This is a genomic window from Vulcanococcus sp. Clear-D1, assembly GCF_014654725.1.
GTDB lineage: Bacteria > Cyanobacteriota > Cyanobacteriia > PCC-6307 > Cyanobiaceae > Vulcanococcus.
In genome coordinates this window covers 161,521-176,715 of record NZ_JACVZV010000018.1, presented here as the reverse complement: position 1 = coordinate 176,715, position 15,195 = coordinate 161,521, and the positions used below count along the sequence as shown (strand labels likewise).

21 protein-coding genes are annotated in these 15,195 nt (G+C 66.0%); 14 read left to right on the top strand and 7 right to left on the bottom strand.

The window, feature by feature from the left end:
* Positions 1 to 3 precede the first annotated feature (3 nt).
* The 5 genes from H9532_RS07755 (at position 4) to H9532_RS07735 (ending at position 5,361) form a co-directional block, all read left to right on the top strand.
* Positions 4 to 1,029, top strand: coding sequence for a hypothetical protein (locus H9532_RS07755; RefSeq protein WP_296367061.1), 1,026 nt, complete (start codon positions 4 to 6; stop codon positions 1,027 to 1,029).
* A 1-nt stretch (position 1,030) separates the two neighbouring features.
* Positions 1,031 to 1,852: a hypothetical protein gene (locus tag H9532_RS07750; protein WP_296367059.1), complete on the top strand. Its 822-nt coding sequence runs from the start codon at positions 1,031 to 1,033 to the stop codon at positions 1,850 to 1,852.
* Positions 1,853 to 2,069: 217 nt separating this feature from the next.
* Positions 2,070 to 3,659: a DUF4055 domain-containing protein gene (locus H9532_RS07745; protein ID WP_296367058.1), complete on the top strand. Its 1,590-nt coding sequence runs from the start codon at positions 2,070 to 2,072 to the stop codon at positions 3,657 to 3,659.
* A 16-nt stretch (positions 3,660 to 3,675) separates the two neighbouring features.
* Complete coding sequence (locus tag H9532_RS07740; RefSeq protein ID WP_296367056.1) at positions 3,676 to 4,173, top strand: hypothetical protein; 498 nt, start codon at positions 3,676 to 3,678, stop codon at positions 4,171 to 4,173.
* Between the two features lie 3 nt (positions 4,174 to 4,176).
* On the top strand, positions 4,177 to 5,361 hold the full coding sequence (locus H9532_RS07735; protein ID WP_296367054.1) for a LysM peptidoglycan-binding domain-containing protein: 1,185 nt from the start codon (positions 4,177 to 4,179) through the stop codon (positions 5,359 to 5,361).
* 16 nt (positions 5,362 to 5,377) lie between these two features.
* On the opposite strand, the gene H9532_RS07730 is transcribed toward H9532_RS07735, so the two are convergent.
* The gene (locus H9532_RS07730; protein WP_296367052.1) at positions 5,378 to 5,527 is read right to left on the bottom strand and encodes a hypothetical protein; all 150 of its coding nucleotides are present in this window, start codon (positions 5,525 to 5,527) and stop codon (positions 5,378 to 5,380) included.
* A 28-nt stretch (positions 5,528 to 5,555) separates the two neighbouring features.
* Positions 5,556 to 6,476 carry a hypothetical protein gene (locus H9532_RS07725; protein ID WP_296367050.1) on the bottom strand — a complete coding sequence of 307 codons (921 nt, stop codon included), beginning with the start codon at positions 6,474 to 6,476 and terminating at the stop codon, positions 5,556 to 5,558.
* A gap of 144 nt (positions 6,477 to 6,620) precedes the next feature.
* Here H9532_RS07725 and H9532_RS07720 point away from each other — a divergent pair, with 144 nt between their 5' ends.
* Both H9532_RS07720 and H9532_RS07715 read left to right on the top strand, forming a co-directional pair.
* Positions 6,621 to 7,577: a hypothetical protein gene (locus tag H9532_RS07720; RefSeq protein WP_296367049.1), complete on the top strand. Its 957-nt coding sequence runs from the start codon at positions 6,621 to 6,623 to the stop codon at positions 7,575 to 7,577.
* 19 nt (positions 7,578 to 7,596) lie between these two features.
* On the top strand, positions 7,597 to 7,872 hold the full coding sequence (locus tag H9532_RS07715; protein ID WP_197166717.1) for a hypothetical protein: 276 nt from the start codon (positions 7,597 to 7,599) through the stop codon (positions 7,870 to 7,872).
* A 41-nt stretch (positions 7,873 to 7,913) separates the two neighbouring features.
* Here the strand turns inward: H9532_RS07715 and H9532_RS07710 are convergent, their stop codons facing one another.
* The 5 genes from H9532_RS07710 to H9532_RS07690 all read right to left on the bottom strand — a co-directional run bounded on the left by H9532_RS07710 (position 7,914) and on the right by H9532_RS07690 (position 10,509).
* Complete coding sequence (locus H9532_RS07710; protein ID WP_186696677.1) at positions 7,914 to 8,132, bottom strand: hypothetical protein; 219 nt, start codon at positions 8,130 to 8,132, stop codon at positions 7,914 to 7,916.
* A gap of 546 nt (positions 8,133 to 8,678) precedes the next feature.
* Positions 8,679 to 9,020 carry a hypothetical protein gene (locus H9532_RS07705; protein WP_296367041.1) on the bottom strand — a complete coding sequence of 114 codons (342 nt, stop codon included), beginning with the start codon at positions 9,018 to 9,020 and terminating at the stop codon, positions 8,679 to 8,681.
* A gap of 113 nt (positions 9,021 to 9,133) precedes the next feature.
* Positions 9,134 to 9,400, bottom strand: coding sequence for a hypothetical protein (locus H9532_RS07700; RefSeq protein ID WP_296367040.1), 267 nt, complete (start codon positions 9,398 to 9,400; stop codon positions 9,134 to 9,136).
* A gap of 54 nt (positions 9,401 to 9,454) precedes the next feature.
* Positions 9,455 to 10,198: a L,D-transpeptidase gene (locus H9532_RS07695; RefSeq protein ID WP_296367037.1), complete on the bottom strand. Its 744-nt coding sequence runs from the start codon at positions 10,196 to 10,198 to the stop codon at positions 9,455 to 9,457.
* 110 nt (positions 10,199 to 10,308) lie between these two features.
* Positions 10,309 to 10,509: a hypothetical protein gene (locus H9532_RS07690; RefSeq protein ID WP_296367035.1), complete on the bottom strand. Its 201-nt coding sequence runs from the start codon at positions 10,507 to 10,509 to the stop codon at positions 10,309 to 10,311.
* Positions 10,510 to 10,770: 261 nt separating this feature from the next.
* Here H9532_RS07690 and H9532_RS07685 point away from each other — a divergent pair, with 261 nt between their 5' ends.
* The 7 genes from H9532_RS07685 (at position 10,771) to H9532_RS07655 (ending at position 15,177) form a co-directional block, all read left to right on the top strand.
* Positions 10,771 to 11,679, top strand: a complete 909-nt coding sequence (locus H9532_RS07685; RefSeq protein ID WP_366664544.1) for a major capsid protein — start codon at positions 10,771 to 10,773, stop codon at positions 11,677 to 11,679.
* 62 nt (positions 11,680 to 11,741) lie between these two features.
* The gene (locus H9532_RS07680) at positions 11,742 to 12,176 is read left to right on the top strand and encodes a hypothetical protein (protein ID WP_296367031.1); all 435 of its coding nucleotides are present in this window, start codon (positions 11,742 to 11,744) and stop codon (positions 12,174 to 12,176) included.
* Positions 12,177 to 12,186: 10 nt separating this feature from the next.
* A complete protein-coding gene (locus H9532_RS07675) occupies positions 12,187 to 12,879 on the top strand; it encodes a hypothetical protein (RefSeq protein WP_296367030.1) in 693 nt (230 codons plus the stop codon).
* Between the two features lie 80 nt (positions 12,880 to 12,959).
* Positions 12,960 to 13,202 (top strand): hypothetical protein, encoded by a 243-nt coding sequence (locus H9532_RS07670; protein ID WP_296367027.1) that lies wholly within the window; start codon positions 12,960 to 12,962, stop codon positions 13,200 to 13,202.
* Between the two features lie 37 nt (positions 13,203 to 13,239).
* Entirely contained in the window at positions 13,240 to 13,917 is a 678-nt protein-coding gene (locus tag H9532_RS07665; RefSeq protein WP_296367025.1) for a hypothetical protein, read from the top strand.
* 12 nt (positions 13,918 to 13,929) lie between these two features.
* Complete coding sequence (locus tag H9532_RS07660) at positions 13,930 to 14,979, top strand: hypothetical protein (RefSeq protein WP_296367023.1); 1,050 nt, start codon at positions 13,930 to 13,932, stop codon at positions 14,977 to 14,979.
* A 3-nt stretch (positions 14,980 to 14,982) separates the two neighbouring features.
* Entirely contained in the window at positions 14,983 to 15,177 is a 195-nt protein-coding gene (locus H9532_RS07655; RefSeq protein WP_296367021.1) for a hypothetical protein, read from the top strand.
* The last annotated feature ends 18 nt before the right edge of the window (positions 15,178 to 15,195 follow it).

Here is a 15,195-nt window from a genome sequence, read left to right as displayed (position 1 = left end):
ATCATGCATAAATGCTACTTAGCCATTATCACCAGAAATAAGTGGTGCGACTATCAGTTGATTACAGGTCTTCCTGCTTCGCTCGGCATGCCAGGAATGGATCTTAGGAAAAGAATAAAGAGTTTTTTTCCGCTGGACTATGCAGACAGAGACATCACTGCCTCATGTCGTCTCGTGGACGAGAATATTCATCTCCAAATGTGGTGCGGACGGATTAGTGCATTTAACCTTCAAGGGATACCTTATTTTGAGCAGATCGGTCGACCGATCAAGCTAGGCGTTGGTGTTCTCCAAGAACTCGATGACAACTATGCCTTTCAACAGTATTCGCTTGCCGACATCCAAAGCCTACTTGCGTCAGAGATTATCGGATACCAGTCTGCCAGGAACCATGAACCAAGACTCGTTGAGCTTCACGAGCTAAACCTTCATGGGATATTATCTTATTACAAGGGTCTGACGGCTGATACTGCAGCCGAGACTCCGCCCTCAGCCGACGCACAAAATTATCCGCGTTCTCAATACTTGGCCGCGGAAGACAATGAAAGTCCAGATGACTGGACAGATGAACTATCTATTGCGGCAAACCAAGTCAAGTCAGCGGCAGAGCCAGATGGACTACTATATCTAGTCCGGCAATCTCTTGCCATGAGGGATATGCTGGCACGATATTCAGCGGAATATAGATCTAGGACTGTTCAGCATTTCATGCATGCATGCACTAAGTCTAAGCTTTTCCATGACCCCGAAAAGGTGATACAGCGTGACAGGAAAAGAGCGTATGAGATCCTCATTGATGCGTGGAGCATGCCCCCCGAAAAACGACTAAGGCTTGTCAAACTCCTCATCCCGTTCTGGCAACCTCCGGCTCATGAAATCGATATTCATAAGCGAGATATTCTGAACAGACAATTAGATAACCTAGCGATCTTCATGGATGAGGGCCCTTCTCCTGCCGATATTGAAGATGATTTTGAGAGGATTGCTGACACTTTCTACTCACACATAATTGGAATGCTTGACAACTAACATGGCAGCAATTGAAGACGACCATTCCTCAAGTGCATCCCACGGCTTGAGCAATGTTGAGCGACTTGAACAAGCTGCCCAAGTCTTACTTCAAGCTCAAGATGCAATTATTAGTGAGCTGCCCATACCAACAGGGAGGAGGAATGACAACGAGGATCTAGAGAAAGCAGACTCAAGCGCCCTGCATTATGTATTATTGAACAATGGACACATTAACGATATCCGTTTCAAGAACTGCAGACTTCTTCTCTCGGCGGGCTTGCCTTCGTTTGCGATCGGAGAGTTTTCAGCTCTTTCTTCGCTGACATTTGATCGGCTTGACGAATTCTATCGTGCTCTTTGCGTGAGCATTGGCCCTCGCAAAGCCTATGATTGGTACGTAGATAGTTTTGAGCTCATATCGAAGAAGCTCTCCGACTATGACAGCAGTATACTGTCCAACAACTACAAGATATTTGCTGCGACATGCATGGCTTGCGCACTCGAGGGCAAAGACTATGAACTAGCCGAGCACATAGCTGACTCCTCTGATGCAAGCCCACCTTTTCAGCATAAGTTTCTAGAATGGATTTGCATTCTCTACTGGCTGCTGCCTCATCGCCAGGAAGACGCTGGCAAATGGTCCGAGATTGCTATCGCAAACAATTGCCCTAGTGCCTGTCCTCACATCATCAAGTGCCGCTCACTTCTTGCGCAAGGCGACTTTCAAGAGGCCATTGCTTGTCTAGACCGAGCAGAGAGATTCTTTTATTCAAATGGATTGCAAGAAGCATATGCCTCAATTCTTCATGAACGCTCTACCCTCATGGAGGGCATGTCGTAGCAACGCCGATGAATGCAAGCGCATGGACGGCTTGAATCTAGCCCCTTAAGTGTTCGATGTAATCCGCAAACTCAGAAGCGCCCATAGAACTGCTTCTCCGCCATGAAGCGGCAGAGGGGGTTACTAGAAAAGTATTGCCTTCGTGATGTATAGCTGTTCCTTGCTTTTGGCGCTCTAATCCTGACTCCGGCAATAGCTGGAGTCCCGCCAGTTCGCAATGCCGACATCCCTCCGTCCCAGCCCAGCTCCAGCCTCCTTCTGCGCGCTCCCACCCGCTATTGGTTTTCAGGCTCCCGTTAAGCCTCCCTGGCTAGAGCACCCAACCCTGAGCGGCCTACGTGACCGCCTTCAGCTGGTTTACGACTGCTGGACCCTGCTGGAGCTTCCTGACGGCACCAGCCGCCGGCCGGTGTATCTGCCCCGCGGGATTGAGGAGCCCGAGACCTGCTACCTCAAGCGGCTCGAGGCAGCTCGCCCCACCGGCTTCTACCGCGATGCCCTGCGCACCTACGCGGGGATGCTGTCACGGCTGGCCTGGCAGGAGCTGCCCGACTCCCTGAGCCGGGTAGCGACCGATGTGGACGGCCAGGGCACCGACCTGGGGGTGTTCCTGTTCCTGGCCGACCTGCTCACCCTGCGCGATGGCGGCTGCCTGATCCTGCAACTGCCGCCCCAGCACCGTTGGCCCTCAGAGGGGGACCAGCTGGAGGCCCTCGCCAAGGGCGACCGGCTATCCCTGCCCCGTCTGCAGCTGGTGCCCCGTGGCGACCTGCTCAACTGGCGCCTGCCCACCGATTGCGCCACAGGCGCTCCGGCATCGGGGCCGGTGGAGATCGTCTGGCGGGAACCGCTGCGGCAGGCGCTGCCGCCCCGATTCGCCACTGGCAATGCAGCGGTGCCCACGGTGGTGATCGACGCTCACGGAGGCCTGGTACCGGATCCGGCGGCCTGGCTGTACCGCCGCCTCTCGGTGAGCGATGACGGCCTGGTGCTGCGCAGCTGGCAGGCCAACCCCAGCCCCGGCGGCGTTGATGGCTACGACGTGGTGCCGGTGGGGGAGCCGGAGCGGATGCCCCAGCGCTTTGACCTGCCGGCCCTTTGGTACTCGGTGGATGGCACCGCCTTTGGCGAAGGCGATCTGCCCCACCTGGGCCTGGCCCACCAGTACCTCAATCACTACCGCTGCCGGAGTGAATACGAGGATCTCCTCTCCCGCACCGCCCTGCCGGTGGGTGTGCGCACGGGGCTGGTCGATGCCTACGGCTTCCGCCGCAGTGATGGGGCCCTCGGCTCGGGTGCAGCCACCGCCGCCGCAGAGGGCCAGCGGCCCCAGCGCCTGGTGCTCTCGACCTCCTCCTTCATGGACCTGCCCGAGGGCGCCAAGTTCCAGTGGGTCGAGATCGAGGCGCGTTCGCTGGCGGAGCACCGGGCCTATCTGCAGCAGCTGGAAGAAGCCATGCGCCGCGACGCCCTGATCCCAGCCGGCGGCCACGGCCCTGCCCGCACAGAGCTGGAGATTTCCCTGACTGCTGGCCAAAGCTTTGCGGTGCTGCAGTCGCTTGCGGGCCAGAAGAGCTCGATGCTCAGCACCCTGCTACGCCAGTGGACCCGCCTCACCGGCGAAAAGCTGGCGGATGCACCTGCCTGCAGCGTGGAGATCTGCCCACTGGTGCCGCCCCAGCCGCCACGAAAACCCCAACCCTCAGTGCAGGAATGGCTGGTGCTGCATGAGCGGGGGGTGATCGACGGCGTGGAGCTGCGCCAACGGCTGGGGCTGGGCGAGCCCAATGGGGAGATCGGGGGTTGAGCTGGCAAGGGAGGGCATGACCCAGACCTCCCCAACCACCTGCACCTGGCGCCCTGGTGACGCCGAGGCCCTGCGCATCGCCCTCGCTATCCCGGCGACCAGTGCTGCCCTGGCGGCCCTGAACCGGGAGATGGCGCAGCTGCAGACCCACTACCCCACGGGGGTGTGCACCGCCCAGGGCCACCTGGAAGCAATCGTGAGCCTGGATCAGCAGCTGGCGGCGCTGACCCCGGCGGAGGTGAACAGCCCTGTGCGCAGCAGGCGCAAGGGCGTGGCCGGCGGCGTGGTGCCCAACCCGCTGCCGCTGAGCAAGTTGGCGGTGGTGGAGTACGCCACAGAGCTGCTGCTGGAGGAAACCGAGAGCGAGTGGAATCCTGCGGGCCCCTCGCCGGCGGTGGTGCTGGGGAAGCAGCGCAGCCAGCACATCGGCCAGCTGGTGTTGCTGCTGCCGCGGCTGCAGAACTGGCGCCAGTGCAACCCCGACCCCTTCCGGGGATCACTGGTGCGGGGCTGAGCGATGGAGCAGCCCCTGTCGCCGCTGAACCAGGGCCTCAATCCCCTCCGCGCTGCGCCGCTGTGGGGTCAGTTGGTCTCTCTGCCTGCAGCTGCCCCAACGACCGACAGCCGGGAGGCCAAGCCCGCGGCTGCGCCCCCTGGGGCTCTGCCCTTGTGGCTGGCCCTGCAGCCCTACGCCAACGCTCGCCTCTGCCTGTTTGAGGTGGACCGGCCCGAGAGCCGCAGCCCGGTGCCCATTCGCCGGCACGTGATCGACTGCTTCCTCGAGCAGAGCGGCATCGTCAGCGGCTACAACGACACCGCCCTCACCGACCCGGGCGATGTGCGGCTGCGGGGCTACCTCTGCCGGGCGGCGATCCTGCCGGTGAGCACCAGCAACACCTTTGATTGGCTGGCGGCTGAACAGGCCTGGGCCACCCCCGGTTTCCGCGAGGAGGCGCCGCTGCCCTGGGATCCAATGCTGCTGGGCACAGTGCAGGCCCCCTGCCAGGGGGTGATGTGGCTGGGGGACCTGGCCCAGCTCTCGCCCCAGGGCGGTCTGCCATCCGGCGGCCGGGCCCAGTTCGCGGGCTGCCTGGTGCAGCACTTCGGGGCGGACTACGGCCCAGGCGGCATCGGCCTGTTGGTGCAGCCGCTGCTGGGGGAAGCGATCCAGCTCGTGCTCAGGCCCCACATCGTGCTGGTGCTGCGGGAGGGCGACACCTTGACCCTGATCGCCGAGCGCTACGGCACCACCGTGGCCACCCTGCGGCGGATCAACCCCCAGCTGGAGAGCACCCAGACGATCACCGCCCTCGAGGGGGATTCCCTGGCGGTGCTGGCTGGCCGGCATGGCACCACGGAAAGCAAGCTGCGCAGCCTCAACCCGGTGCTGCAGCAGAGCGAGACCTACATCACCTCCGAAGGCGACACGCTCAGCAGCGTGGCGGCCGAGCAGAACCTCAGCCTCTCTCTGCTGCGCCAGTTCAACCCAGAGCTGAGCAGCTGGCCCAGCGAGGAACCGCTGCCGGCTGGCACCACCCTGCTCCTGCCCGTCTACCGCTCCACCACTTCCATCCCGGCGGGGATGCAGTTGCTGGTGCCTGGCTACATGCCCTCGACGCCGCTGCCGACGGGGGAGTGGATCTACCTGCCGGCCCGGCGCTCGGCGCCTGTACTGGATGAGCTGCCGGATCCGGCGGGCTGATGGAGAGCCCAGCGGCTCAAGCCGCCTCCAAGTCCAGATGCTCCACGTAGGCATGGAAGTCACGGTCGAGGAGCTGTGCCACCAGCTGGCCCTGGCCACGGCCAATGCAATCAGCAGCCCGACGCTCGATGACAGCCCGGCCACCAAGGCCGGGGAAGGGAGCCACAATCCTGATCCCGAGAAGTCTCAGCCGATCAGCTCGCCGGCTGGGCCTGCACGGTGATGGTCAGATTGCCGTCGCTATCGCGCTGCTGGGCATAGGCCAGCTCCTGCAGGAAGCCCTGCAACTGCTGGACCGCCTGCCGCTCCTGCTGGCTGGGATGACGCACGGCAGAGGTGATCAGCCTCAACCCGAGTCCGGCACTGCCGATCACCCCCAGCGGACCCATTACCACCGCCAGGCCAGGCACGAGCATCAGTGCCACTGCCAGAAACACCGAGACAGGCAGCGCTCCGGCAGCCATCAAGCCGCTGGTCTGCAGGATCTGCAAGAGCCTCTCTTTGCGTTCATCGGCTGTGCCGTTGAGCAACAGGTCGCGGTGCACCAGCAGTTGATCCACCGCGGTGATCGCTGCTGAATAGGCACTGGCCTCCACGGCATTGCCGAGGGTGCGGTGCCAGAACTCAGGGGTCTGAGCTGCGGCGATCAGTCCATCGAGGTGGTTGTCCGTGCTGGCCCGGAGTCGCTCCAGCCAGCTCATGTCGCTGGAGCCGCGGCTAATGTTGACCGAGCCGTCCTCCCAGATGCCATTGGCCGCATCGGCGGCCAGGTGGGGGGAGTTGAAACGGCTTTCGATGTGGGACCAGTGCTTGCCGAGGGCATCGCCCCCCTTGAGGAAGCCATCAACCGCTGCGGTGCCGTAGTGCTCCAGTTCCCCGGGCAGCTTGGCCAGCAGATCTGCTGCAGCCACGCCGTGATTGGAGGCCGCAGATGTGATGCGGCTGATGAGCTGGGGGTCAACCCCGAAGTTGTTGAGCTCGCTGAGCGAAGCCGCAACCGTGCCGGCAGCCACCGCCAGGACTTTGGTGGTGCGATCCAGACCCTTTCGGACCTTTGCAGCGGCGGCGGCTCCTGCGGCCAGGCCGGCACCAGTAACGGCGGTGATATCTGCCACGCCCCAGGCACCAGGGCTTTCCATCTTGACGCGGACCGGCACGCCCCCTGGCGTTGCTAGCCAGCAGTGGGATCGGCTGCTGGCAACAGGGAAAGCGAGCGCAGCCCGGACGGGGCGCCCGCAACACCACAGCCGTGATGGGTGATGTCCTCCTCCTTCTTCTCCTCTGATTCCTATGGCGCCAACAGCGGCGCTGCTCCAGCTCCCCTGGCCTCTTCTGCTCCGTGGCAGACCTACCGCCAGCAGCAGCAGCAACCCAACCAGGGACCTGCTGGTTCCTTAGCTCCACTAGCTGCTGAACTCGACCCCCTCGATGAGGGCGACGACGAGGCCGGCGGCCACGACGTCGGCACAGGTGACGACAGCTTTGATGCTGTTCCTCCCCAGGACTCGAGCAGCGCCAGCGGCGACAACGACGACCCCCCTGCAGCCGCTTCCAGCAATGCTGATCCCCTGCGGGCTGAACGGCGCCGCAGCAACCAGCTCGAGAAAGAACTGCGCAAGGCCCGTGCCCAGCTGTCGCGCTTCTCGGAGATCAACCCGGACGAATACGCCCGCCTGCAGGACGCCGAACGCAAGCGCGAGGAGTTCGAGCGCCAGGTGGGCGAGCGCGAGCGCCAGCTCAACGAGGCCAACCTGCGCCGCGTGCGCAGCGTTGAAAAGGAACGGGACGAGGCCCGCTCTCAGGTGCAGAATCTGCGCAAGGAGCGCTTGATGGAGCGCCTGTTCTCCGAGGCCGAGGGCCGCGTGGGTGGCGACGAACGGGGCACCTTCTTTGACACTTTCGTGACGCTGTGCGGCGGCCACTTCCAGCTGGCGGATGTGGATGGCCGCGAGCGGCTGCTGCCGGTGGACGGCAAGGGCCAGCCCCTCACCGCCGACGGGGTGGCCCTGAGCGATGGCGACTACATGGAGGAGCTGCGCCGCCACCCGGTGTACAGCTTCCTGTTCCAGCAGCGCAGCGGCCTCTATTCGGCTGCTGTGCCTGAAACGAGCCATGAGCACGGCGGCGCGGTGAACCTGCAGACCCTGAGTACGGCCGAGCTCTATCTGGAGGCCGTCAAGGGCACCACGCCCAGGGCGGCTGCACCGCGGCGCTGATCACCCTGCCGGTAGAGCGATGGCCTGGTATCTGGTGTTCTGGCGCAACCGATCCACCGCCACGGTGGTGCCGGCCGCCAGCGCCAGCCAGGCCCGGTCCCGTGCTCAACGCCAGCAGAAACGGGGCTATGGGGCGATCGTGGCCGCCCGTCGGGCCAATCCCCAGGACAGCCAGCTCATTCGCCGTGGCGTCTGGGTGCGCCGTCGCCGTGACGGCAGCAGTCCTCAGTTCGGCAGTGCTCGCTCCAAAGCCAGGGCCCGCCGGCAGCGGAGTGCCTACCGCCATTGGCTGTAAGGCCCGGCCACCAACCGGCAGCCGGGCCTGAGCCCCCTGGCTCAGCAGACCGAGACGGTGCAGCCGGGGGTGCCCTGCAGCTTGCGGGCAAAGGCGAACGCCTTCTCGGCAGGGATCAGCCGCATCTTCTTGACGGGCTTGCCGCGGCGGCCAAAGAACTCGACCTCACAGGGAGTGGTGCCGAGCTTCTGAACTCCGGGCTGATAGCGGTGAACCACAAGCAGGCGGACTTCGCAGACGGGGCCTTGGGGAGTGGCCATGGCTGGGGTGGAGCGGAGAACACCGACCAGACGCCCCGCAGGCGCAGTGCTGGCCAGGGGCGAGCCCAGCGAGACTCGCGTCAGCCCTGGCCAGCGCAAGCCGCAGGGGCAGGCTGCGGAGGGGTTTCGCTCCGCCCGGCCAGCCACGCCCCACGGGCATGGATGCAACTCCGTGCTGAACGCTCACCGCGCCCGAGGACAGAGCTGCTCATTACCCGCCTGGATCGAGGACTGCCCAGCGCTCCCCGTCAGGACTGATGCGGCCTGCCGCCAAGCGGCGCTTCTCCTGCCCTCCCAGCGGCATTCCGGGCCAGTGTTCCTGGCGATGGGCCCTGGCCCGTTTGGTGGCCTGCCCTGCTGCCACAGCAGCTCGGGCGTTTGGCCCGTTGCTGTTCTGCGGCCGGCGCCGCGGAGCCCGAGCAGGCGCGAGAGGCGGAGCGGCACAGGCTGCGTGGCTGTTCAGAGGACCACCGCCGTGATCTGGAGAAGGGGCTCCTTCAGGACCTGGCTGCGTAGCCAAACCCAACAGGAAGCCCCTGCTGGACCTCAGCTGCCCACGGCAGCCGCTTCGGCCTCAGCCAGCAGCGCGCTCTGATCAGGAGCCATGGCCCGCTGGACCGCTTGGATCTCCAGATCCTGCTCGAGCTGCAGCGCCTGATCGATCTCCTCCACCCGCAGCAGACACTGCTGAATGGCCGGCAACACTTCCTCCTCCAGCAGGGTGATCTCCTCTTCTCCGTAGGGGTGCTCGATCCAGGTGCGGCGCAGTGGGCGGCCGACATGCCCCCGCAGGATGGATTCGATGGCCTTGCCGCAGGACTCCAGCAGCAGGAACGGATCCTCCTCTGGCCGGCAGAAGGCAGAAACGCCAGACGGGAGCGTGGCCATGGTGATCGGCGCCAGGGCGGCGCAGCGACGGGACCGATCCCAGCGGAGGCCCGACGCCAGGAGGGCCTCAGACTGGAGAGGCCCGGAGCAAGCCCCCCTCCCGCTCCCAGGCGTTACCGGTCCATGCGCGTCAGCGCTGCTCCACCCAGCAGCGCCAGCAGCAGTTTGAGGGTGGAATCAAAGCCGCCCTGCAGCTGCTCCAACGTGCCGGGGCAGATCTGGCCGATCGGCCTGCCCTCCATCGCCCGCTGGCCGCAGACCCCAGCGGCGAGGGAATAGATCAGCAGCTGGGTGCCGATCACCACCGCCAGGATCTTGAACACAAACCGTTCGCAGTCGAACGGCGGCTTGGGCGGTCGGGGTGCTGGGTTGGCTTGCATCGCCGCTCCTCCGTCGCGATCAGGCCCCAGCCGGTGGCAACACCAGCCCCGTCGTCACTTTTTTTCCTGGAACACCCCCACATAGACGGTGCCCTGCCGGTAGAGGGGCAGCACCTTGTCGCGCAGATCGGCGTTGTGCAGGCGAACGCAACCGAGGGTGGGGTGCAGGGGTTGCTGCGGTGCCCAGGCGCCGGGCCAGCCACAGGCCGAGCCGCCGCCGTGGAGCATGATCCCGGCCCGGCCGTGGGCGGCCTCCTGGCCCTCCAGCTCTTCCATGTCGAAGGAATACCAGCCGTAGCCCATCGCGGTATCGGAGCAGGGCGGGTTGGGGTTCTGCTCGTAGTCGGCGTAGAGCTGGCCGAGCCTGTAGAGCCCCGGCGGGGTGTCGGTGCTGTTGTGGCTCCAATCGGTGTCGGCGCCCTGGCCACGGGCCAGGCAGGGGATCTTCCAGAGGAAGGCCCCGGTGTGGTCGTAGGCCTCCATGTCCTGGTCTCGGTCATTCACCAGCAGGTAGGAATCCCCGGGCTGGACGGGAGCTGCCAGCTGCGGGCCCGCCATCCCGGCTTCCTCTGAGCCGCGGGGATCGAGGCCGCCGCTGGGGACTGCTGGTGCCGGGGTCGCAGCGGGTTTCTGGCTGAAGGTGAGCGCCCAGGGGGCCTGTTCATCGAGGACGGCCTCGCTGCCGGGCAGTGCAGCGATCGCGGCGTGGAGGGTCCAGACGCCGGAGACCTGCTGAGGTTCACCGCGGAAGGCTTCAAAGCGGTCCTGGAACCGCTCGGGGGTCATGGGGCTGGCCATGGGCGTGGTGCTGCTGAGCCCTGTTGCCATTGATGGCCTGGGGCCGCCGGCTGCGGGCAAAAGAAGAGCCCCGGCCGCAGCCGGGGCCAGGGGCCCAAGGGCCTGGGCCCTCAGAAGGGCAGCTCGCTCTCGGGGCACCAGACGGGCACCGAAGCTGGCGTGGCCACCTGGCGATCGAAGAGCAGATCGGCGCAGAGGCGCTCCAGCCGCTCAAGAGGAGCCGGGCGGTGGGCCGATGCCTCCTCGCACAGGAACTCCAGGGTGCGGGAGCTCAGGAGCTGGAAGGCGCGGATCCGGGATGCTGAAGCCATGGCAGGCGTAGCGAAGACCCCGAAGCAGGCCGGGCGGGGTCAAGGGGCAGCCCCTTCTGCAATGCGGAGCGCAGCGCAGCCAACGCACCAGTCCGGCTGACTCGCGCAGCCCTTGAGGCCGCCCGGACCATGAGGAGGGCTGCGCGTAGCCGCTCCACCAGGAGCTGGGCCACCACGGTTCTGTCTCCTCGGTGGTTGGGGCGTGGGGACACCTGGCAACAGCTGCTGTTGTCACTGGGGCGAGGCCCCGGGAGCGTGCCCTTGGGCCTGACCTTGATCGAGGCGCAGAAATACGCCCGCCGCGCGGAGCAGCTGGCGGTGCTCAAGACCTTTGCAGAAGGGGAACTGCTGCGCCGGCTGCCCTTCCGCAACCTCGTGGGGGGCTCGCTGAGCTTTCCGGCTGAAACCAAACTCCCCCGCGTCGGCTTCCGGGCGGTGAACGAGGGCTACCGCCAGAGCTACGGCGTCATCAACTCCGATTCGGAGTTCGTGCACCTGTTCGGCGGCGACCTGGATGTGGACCGCTCGATCGTCGACATGCAGGGCCCCGAGGCCCGCGCCGCCCAGACCGAGATGAAAGTGCGCTCGATGCGCCTGACGCTGGAGGCGGCGATCATCAACGGCGACGACACCTTCGATCCGCGAGCGTTCAACGGGCTGAGCAAGCGCCTGGTGCCCGGCGAGGACCAGACGATCGACAACGGCGGCAGCACCCTCAACCTGCTGGCGCTGGAGGCGCTGAGCGACAGCGTGATCGGCTACGGCGGCGACAAGGTGCTGATCGCCAGCAAGGCGGCCCGCCGCCAGATCAGCACTGCCTCCCGTCAGGCCGGCGGCGACCTCTATGAGGTGATCGACGGCCGCCACTATTTCGAGGGGATCGAGATCCTGCTGGTGGAGGAGGACGCCGAGGGCAACGCCGTGCTCGGGTACGACGAACCCGGAGACACCACTTCGATCTACTGCTGCGTGCTCGGTGACGCGGCGGTCTGCGGTCTGCAGGGCCCATTCGAGGGGCGCTACGGGATCTCAGTGCGGGACTTCGGGGAGGTGCATGACGCACCGGTGTTCCGCACGCGGGTCGATTGGTACGTGGGCTTTGCCGTCTGCAACCGCAAGGCAGCCGCACGCCTGTACAACGTCGCCCCCATGCCGCTGGTGCTGCCCTGAGTAACGCCTCACCCCGGAGGACTACCCAGACCCATTCATCCCTTTCGCACAGGAGACCCCTGATGACTTCTCAAGCCACCCGGCTGCTCGACGCCCAGACGGTGCTCGTCGGCTGGATCAACCACTCGGCCACCGACTGCTACGAACACACTCGCAGTAGCGGTGATGTCGTCAACCTCGGCACCGATCTCGATGCCGCCAGCTCCTTTGTGCTGGTCGCCTCTCACGCCGGCCACAGCGAGGCGGTGACGGTGACCCTGGAGCTGGCGCCGCTACTGGCCGATGGCAACGCCGGCAGCTGGATCACCGCCGCAGCCGTCGCTATCCCCGCCGCCGGCGGCAAGGTGGAGGCGATCATCAGCGGGGCCGCACTGCTGATCGACCCGGCTGACAGTGCGCTGATCACCCCGCCCTGCCTGCGGCTGGCGCGGGCGACGGTCTCTCCCGCCACGCCGGTGGGGATGACCGTGGCGCTCACCGCCAACCAAGGGCTGTGAGGTGAGCGCCATGGGCAACCCACTCGACACCCTCAACGTGGCGGCAGGGGCTGAAGCCCTGCCGCTTGAGCTGCTGCAACCCTTTGACAGCAGCAACCCCGCCTCCACCCCCGTTCGCCTCTCGGGCCCGGAGCAGCGGCTCACCGTCAGCCCGGATCCGGGTGTGGGCGATGCATCGCTGCTGCCGCCCACCCAGCTGCTGATCGGCAAGGACGGGGCGACCCGCTCGATCTGGCCGGTGCACCTGGCCGGCTGGCAGGCCCTGGGCTGGCAGTTGCTCAGCAGCACCAGTGGTGGCGATGAGCCGGCCCCGGTGGACACCGGGGACAACGCGCCGGAGCCAAAGCTGGTGGATGCGCTGGACCTCGAGCCCGAGCAACCGCAAGCGACCGAGCACGCCCCAGCACCAGATGAGCCCACTCCTACCGACGACCCGTTGGAGACCACCACCGATGGTGGCGAGGCCCTGTTGGCTTCTGAGCCCACCGACTTCCAGGCCATGACCAAGGCCCAGATCATGGAGTTCTGCTCCACCGTCTACGGCGTTGAGCTCGATGGCAGCCAGACCAAGGCCGAACTCGTGGAGCAGGCGATGGCGCTGGAGGCCCAGGCCAGTGCATCGGGCACTGCCAGCGTCAGCAACGAGGGCATCAACGATGCCGCGGATCTCGCCGCGCTGGAGCTGGGGGATGCCCTGCTCTGATCCCAGCAGCCAGCGCTGTCCCAGCCAGCGCATTCCTGGCTGGGGGCTGGCAACAGCTCAGCAGCACTGCCCTGGCGCCGATGGCCACTCCCGATCCGGCTGTGCTGGCCGAGCTGACCGCCCAGTGCCGCAGCAACAGCCGGCCGCAGGGGGTGATCTTCCTGGGCCAGGCGCAGCTGCAGGACGGCGGCACCCCTGAACCACCGCCGTCCGGCGGCGTCACGGCACTGCAGGCGCTGGCGCCGCTGCTCAGTGCCGCCGCCGGCGATGGGGTGGTGGTGATCGCGCTGGACCTGCGCCTGCTCAGCCCCCTGCCGGCCTGATCTCTCGTCCTACTTCCCCCCTTCTGAACTGATCGCCATGGCCACCACCACCGAGAGCCGCACCACGAGCCGCTCCCTGCCCCAGCCCACCGACCTGCTGCTGGTGCAGCGCGGCAGCACGCCCTACCGGGCAACGGCTGATGAGGTCAAGGCGTTCATGCTCAGCCCCGCCACGGAGGCGGCGATCGGTGCGATCAAGCCCGGCACCAACCTCTCGGTGGATGCCGACGGCACCCTCCATGCCGCCATCCCTGGCGCGCTCACCTACAGGGGGGCGATCGACCCCACCACCACCGAGGCCCCGGCTGCGGCTGAGGCGGGGGATGTGTACATCGCCAGCAGCTCCGGCCCCGCCATGGCCAGCTGGAGCGGCATCGCCGGAGCGGACATCGCCCAGGGGGATCTGCTGCTGTTTGACGGCAGCAACTGGAGTGCCAACGCTGCCCTGGGCCCCGATGGCGCCGGCGTGATCCGCATCCAGGTGGCCGCACCGCTGGCCGTTGATGAGAGCGATCCCGCCCAACCGCTGCTGAGCGTCGAGCCCGCAACCACCGCCGCTGCCGGCGTGGTGCAGCTGGCCGACCCATTGGCGCTGGCGGACGGCACCCCGGGGCGGGTGGTGGACGCAGCCCAGCTGCAGGCAGCGATGGCCACCGCCCAGCCGGCGGGGGACTACATGCCGCTTGACCTGAGCACCCTGCCGGCCCTGCCCTGAGCGCCGCAGCTGATGACCCTCCAACCAGGCGACCTGCTGGCGATCACCCGTCCCGTCGGACCCCAGGCCGGCACCTACCAGCTGCCGGCAGCGGCGATGGCAGACCTCCTGAGCCCGCCGCCAGTGCTGGGAATCAGCGGTGTGCTCTGGTCGACCGTGCGCTCGGCGGCGGACAACAGCTGGCAGGCGATCTGCTGGTCGCCGGTGTTGCAGCTCTACGCCTGCGTCGCCAACAGCGGCAGCGGCAACCGGGTGATGACCTCAAGCAATGGCATCCGCTGGAGCCCCCAACCATCAGCGGCGGATCAGAACTGGGTGGCGCTCTGCTGGGCCGCCGAGCTGGGGCTGTACGTGGCCGTCAGCGACAGCGGCACGGGCCAGCGGGTGATGACCTCACCGGATGGCCACCGCTGGACGTTGCGTGCGACGCCGGTCGACAACAACTGGACCTCGATCTGCTGGGCACCCGAGCTGGGCCTGCTCGTGGCCGTAGCCAGCGGTGGCACGGGCAACCGGGTGATGACCAGCAGTGATGGCCTCACCTGGATAGCCGGCCCGGCTGCCGCGGATCAGGAGTGGCGCTCGATCTGCTGGGCGCGTCAACTGGGGCTGTTCGTGGCGGTGAGCAGCACCGGCGGGAGCCAGCGGGTGATGACCTCAAGCGATGGCCGCAACTGGACGCTGGGGACAGCCGCCGCAGCCAACAGTTGGACGGCGCTCTGCTGGGCGGCGGAGCTGGGTTTGCTGGTGGCGGTGGGTAGCAGCGGCCGGGGCAACCGGGTGATGACCTCCCCGGATGGCCTCAGCTGGAGCAGCCGCAGTTCAGCAGCCGATAACGCCTGGACCTCCCTCTGCTGGGCGCCGGAGCGGGAGCTGTTGGTGGCGGTGAGCAGCAGCGGCACCGGCAACCGGATCATGACCAGCGCCGATGGTCTCAACTGGACGGTGCGCAGCTCCCCGGCTGATCTGGGCTGGCGCTCGCTTTGTTGGTCTCCCCAGCGGAGACAGTTCGCGGCTGTGAGCAACAGCGGCGCTGGCAACCGGGTGATGGTGAGCCCATAACCCATGCCTGACACCACGACACTCCTGCCGGCGATTGGCTCGCGCTGCTGGCGTGACCTGATCAGCCCAGAGAGCGGCGCCAGTGTGCTGAGCCTGGCGCCCGAATCCCTCAATGCTGATCCGATGGTAGAGCTGTCCTACGACGAGGGCGGTGGCGGCTGGTGGCCGCTCTCCACCCTGGTGTTTGCAGCCGACTGAGCCATCATGAGGGCCAGG

Bases quoted from the DNA above. Each gene is read 5' to 3' on its own strand.
- H9532_RS07755 (WP_296367061.1), top strand. From the start codon at position 4: ATGCATAAATGCTACTTAGCCATTATCACCAGAAATAAGTGGTGCGAC.
- H9532_RS07750 (WP_296367059.1), top strand. From the start codon at position 1,031: ATGGCAGCAATTGAAGACGACCATTCCTCAAGTGCATCCCACGGCTTG.
- H9532_RS07745 (WP_296367058.1), top strand. From the start codon at position 2,070: ATGCCGACATCCCTCCGTCCCAGCCCAGCTCCAGCCTCCTTCTGCGCG.
- H9532_RS07740 (WP_296367056.1), top strand. From the start codon at position 3,676: ATGACCCAGACCTCCCCAACCACCTGCACCTGGCGCCCTGGTGACGCC.
- H9532_RS07735 (WP_296367054.1), top strand. From the start codon at position 4,177: ATGGAGCAGCCCCTGTCGCCGCTGAACCAGGGCCTCAATCCCCTCCGC.
- H9532_RS07720 (WP_296367049.1), top strand. From the start codon at position 6,621: ATGTCCTCCTCCTTCTTCTCCTCTGATTCCTATGGCGCCAACAGCGGC.
- H9532_RS07715 (WP_197166717.1), top strand. From the start codon at position 7,597: ATGGCCTGGTATCTGGTGTTCTGGCGCAACCGATCCACCGCCACGGTG.
- H9532_RS07710 (WP_186696677.1), bottom strand. From the start codon at position 8,132: ATGGCCACTCCCCAAGGCCCCGTCTGCGAAGTCCGCCTGCTTGTGGTT.
- H9532_RS07705 (WP_296367041.1), bottom strand. From the start codon at position 9,020: ATGGCCACGCTCCCGTCTGGCGTTTCTGCCTTCTGCCGGCCAGAGGAG.
- H9532_RS07700 (WP_296367040.1), bottom strand. From the start codon at position 9,400: ATGCAAGCCAACCCAGCACCCCGACCGCCCAAGCCGCCGTTCGACTGC.
- H9532_RS07695 (WP_296367037.1), bottom strand. From the start codon at position 10,198: ATGGCCAGCCCCATGACCCCCGAGCGGTTCCAGGACCGCTTTGAAGCC.
- H9532_RS07690 (WP_296367035.1), bottom strand. From the start codon at position 10,509: ATGGCTTCAGCATCCCGGATCCGCGCCTTCCAGCTCCTGAGCTCCCGC.
- H9532_RS07680 (WP_296367031.1), top strand. From the start codon at position 11,742: ATGACTTCTCAAGCCACCCGGCTGCTCGACGCCCAGACGGTGCTCGTC.
- H9532_RS07675 (WP_296367030.1), top strand. From the start codon at position 12,187: ATGGGCAACCCACTCGACACCCTCAACGTGGCGGCAGGGGCTGAAGCC.
- H9532_RS07670 (WP_296367027.1), top strand. From the start codon at position 12,960: ATGGCCACTCCCGATCCGGCTGTGCTGGCCGAGCTGACCGCCCAGTGC.
- H9532_RS07665 (WP_296367025.1), top strand. From the start codon at position 13,240: ATGGCCACCACCACCGAGAGCCGCACCACGAGCCGCTCCCTGCCCCAG.
- H9532_RS07660 (WP_296367023.1), top strand. From the start codon at position 13,930: ATGACCCTCCAACCAGGCGACCTGCTGGCGATCACCCGTCCCGTCGGA.
- H9532_RS07655 (WP_296367021.1), top strand. From the start codon at position 14,983: ATGCCTGACACCACGACACTCCTGCCGGCGATTGGCTCGCGCTGCTGG.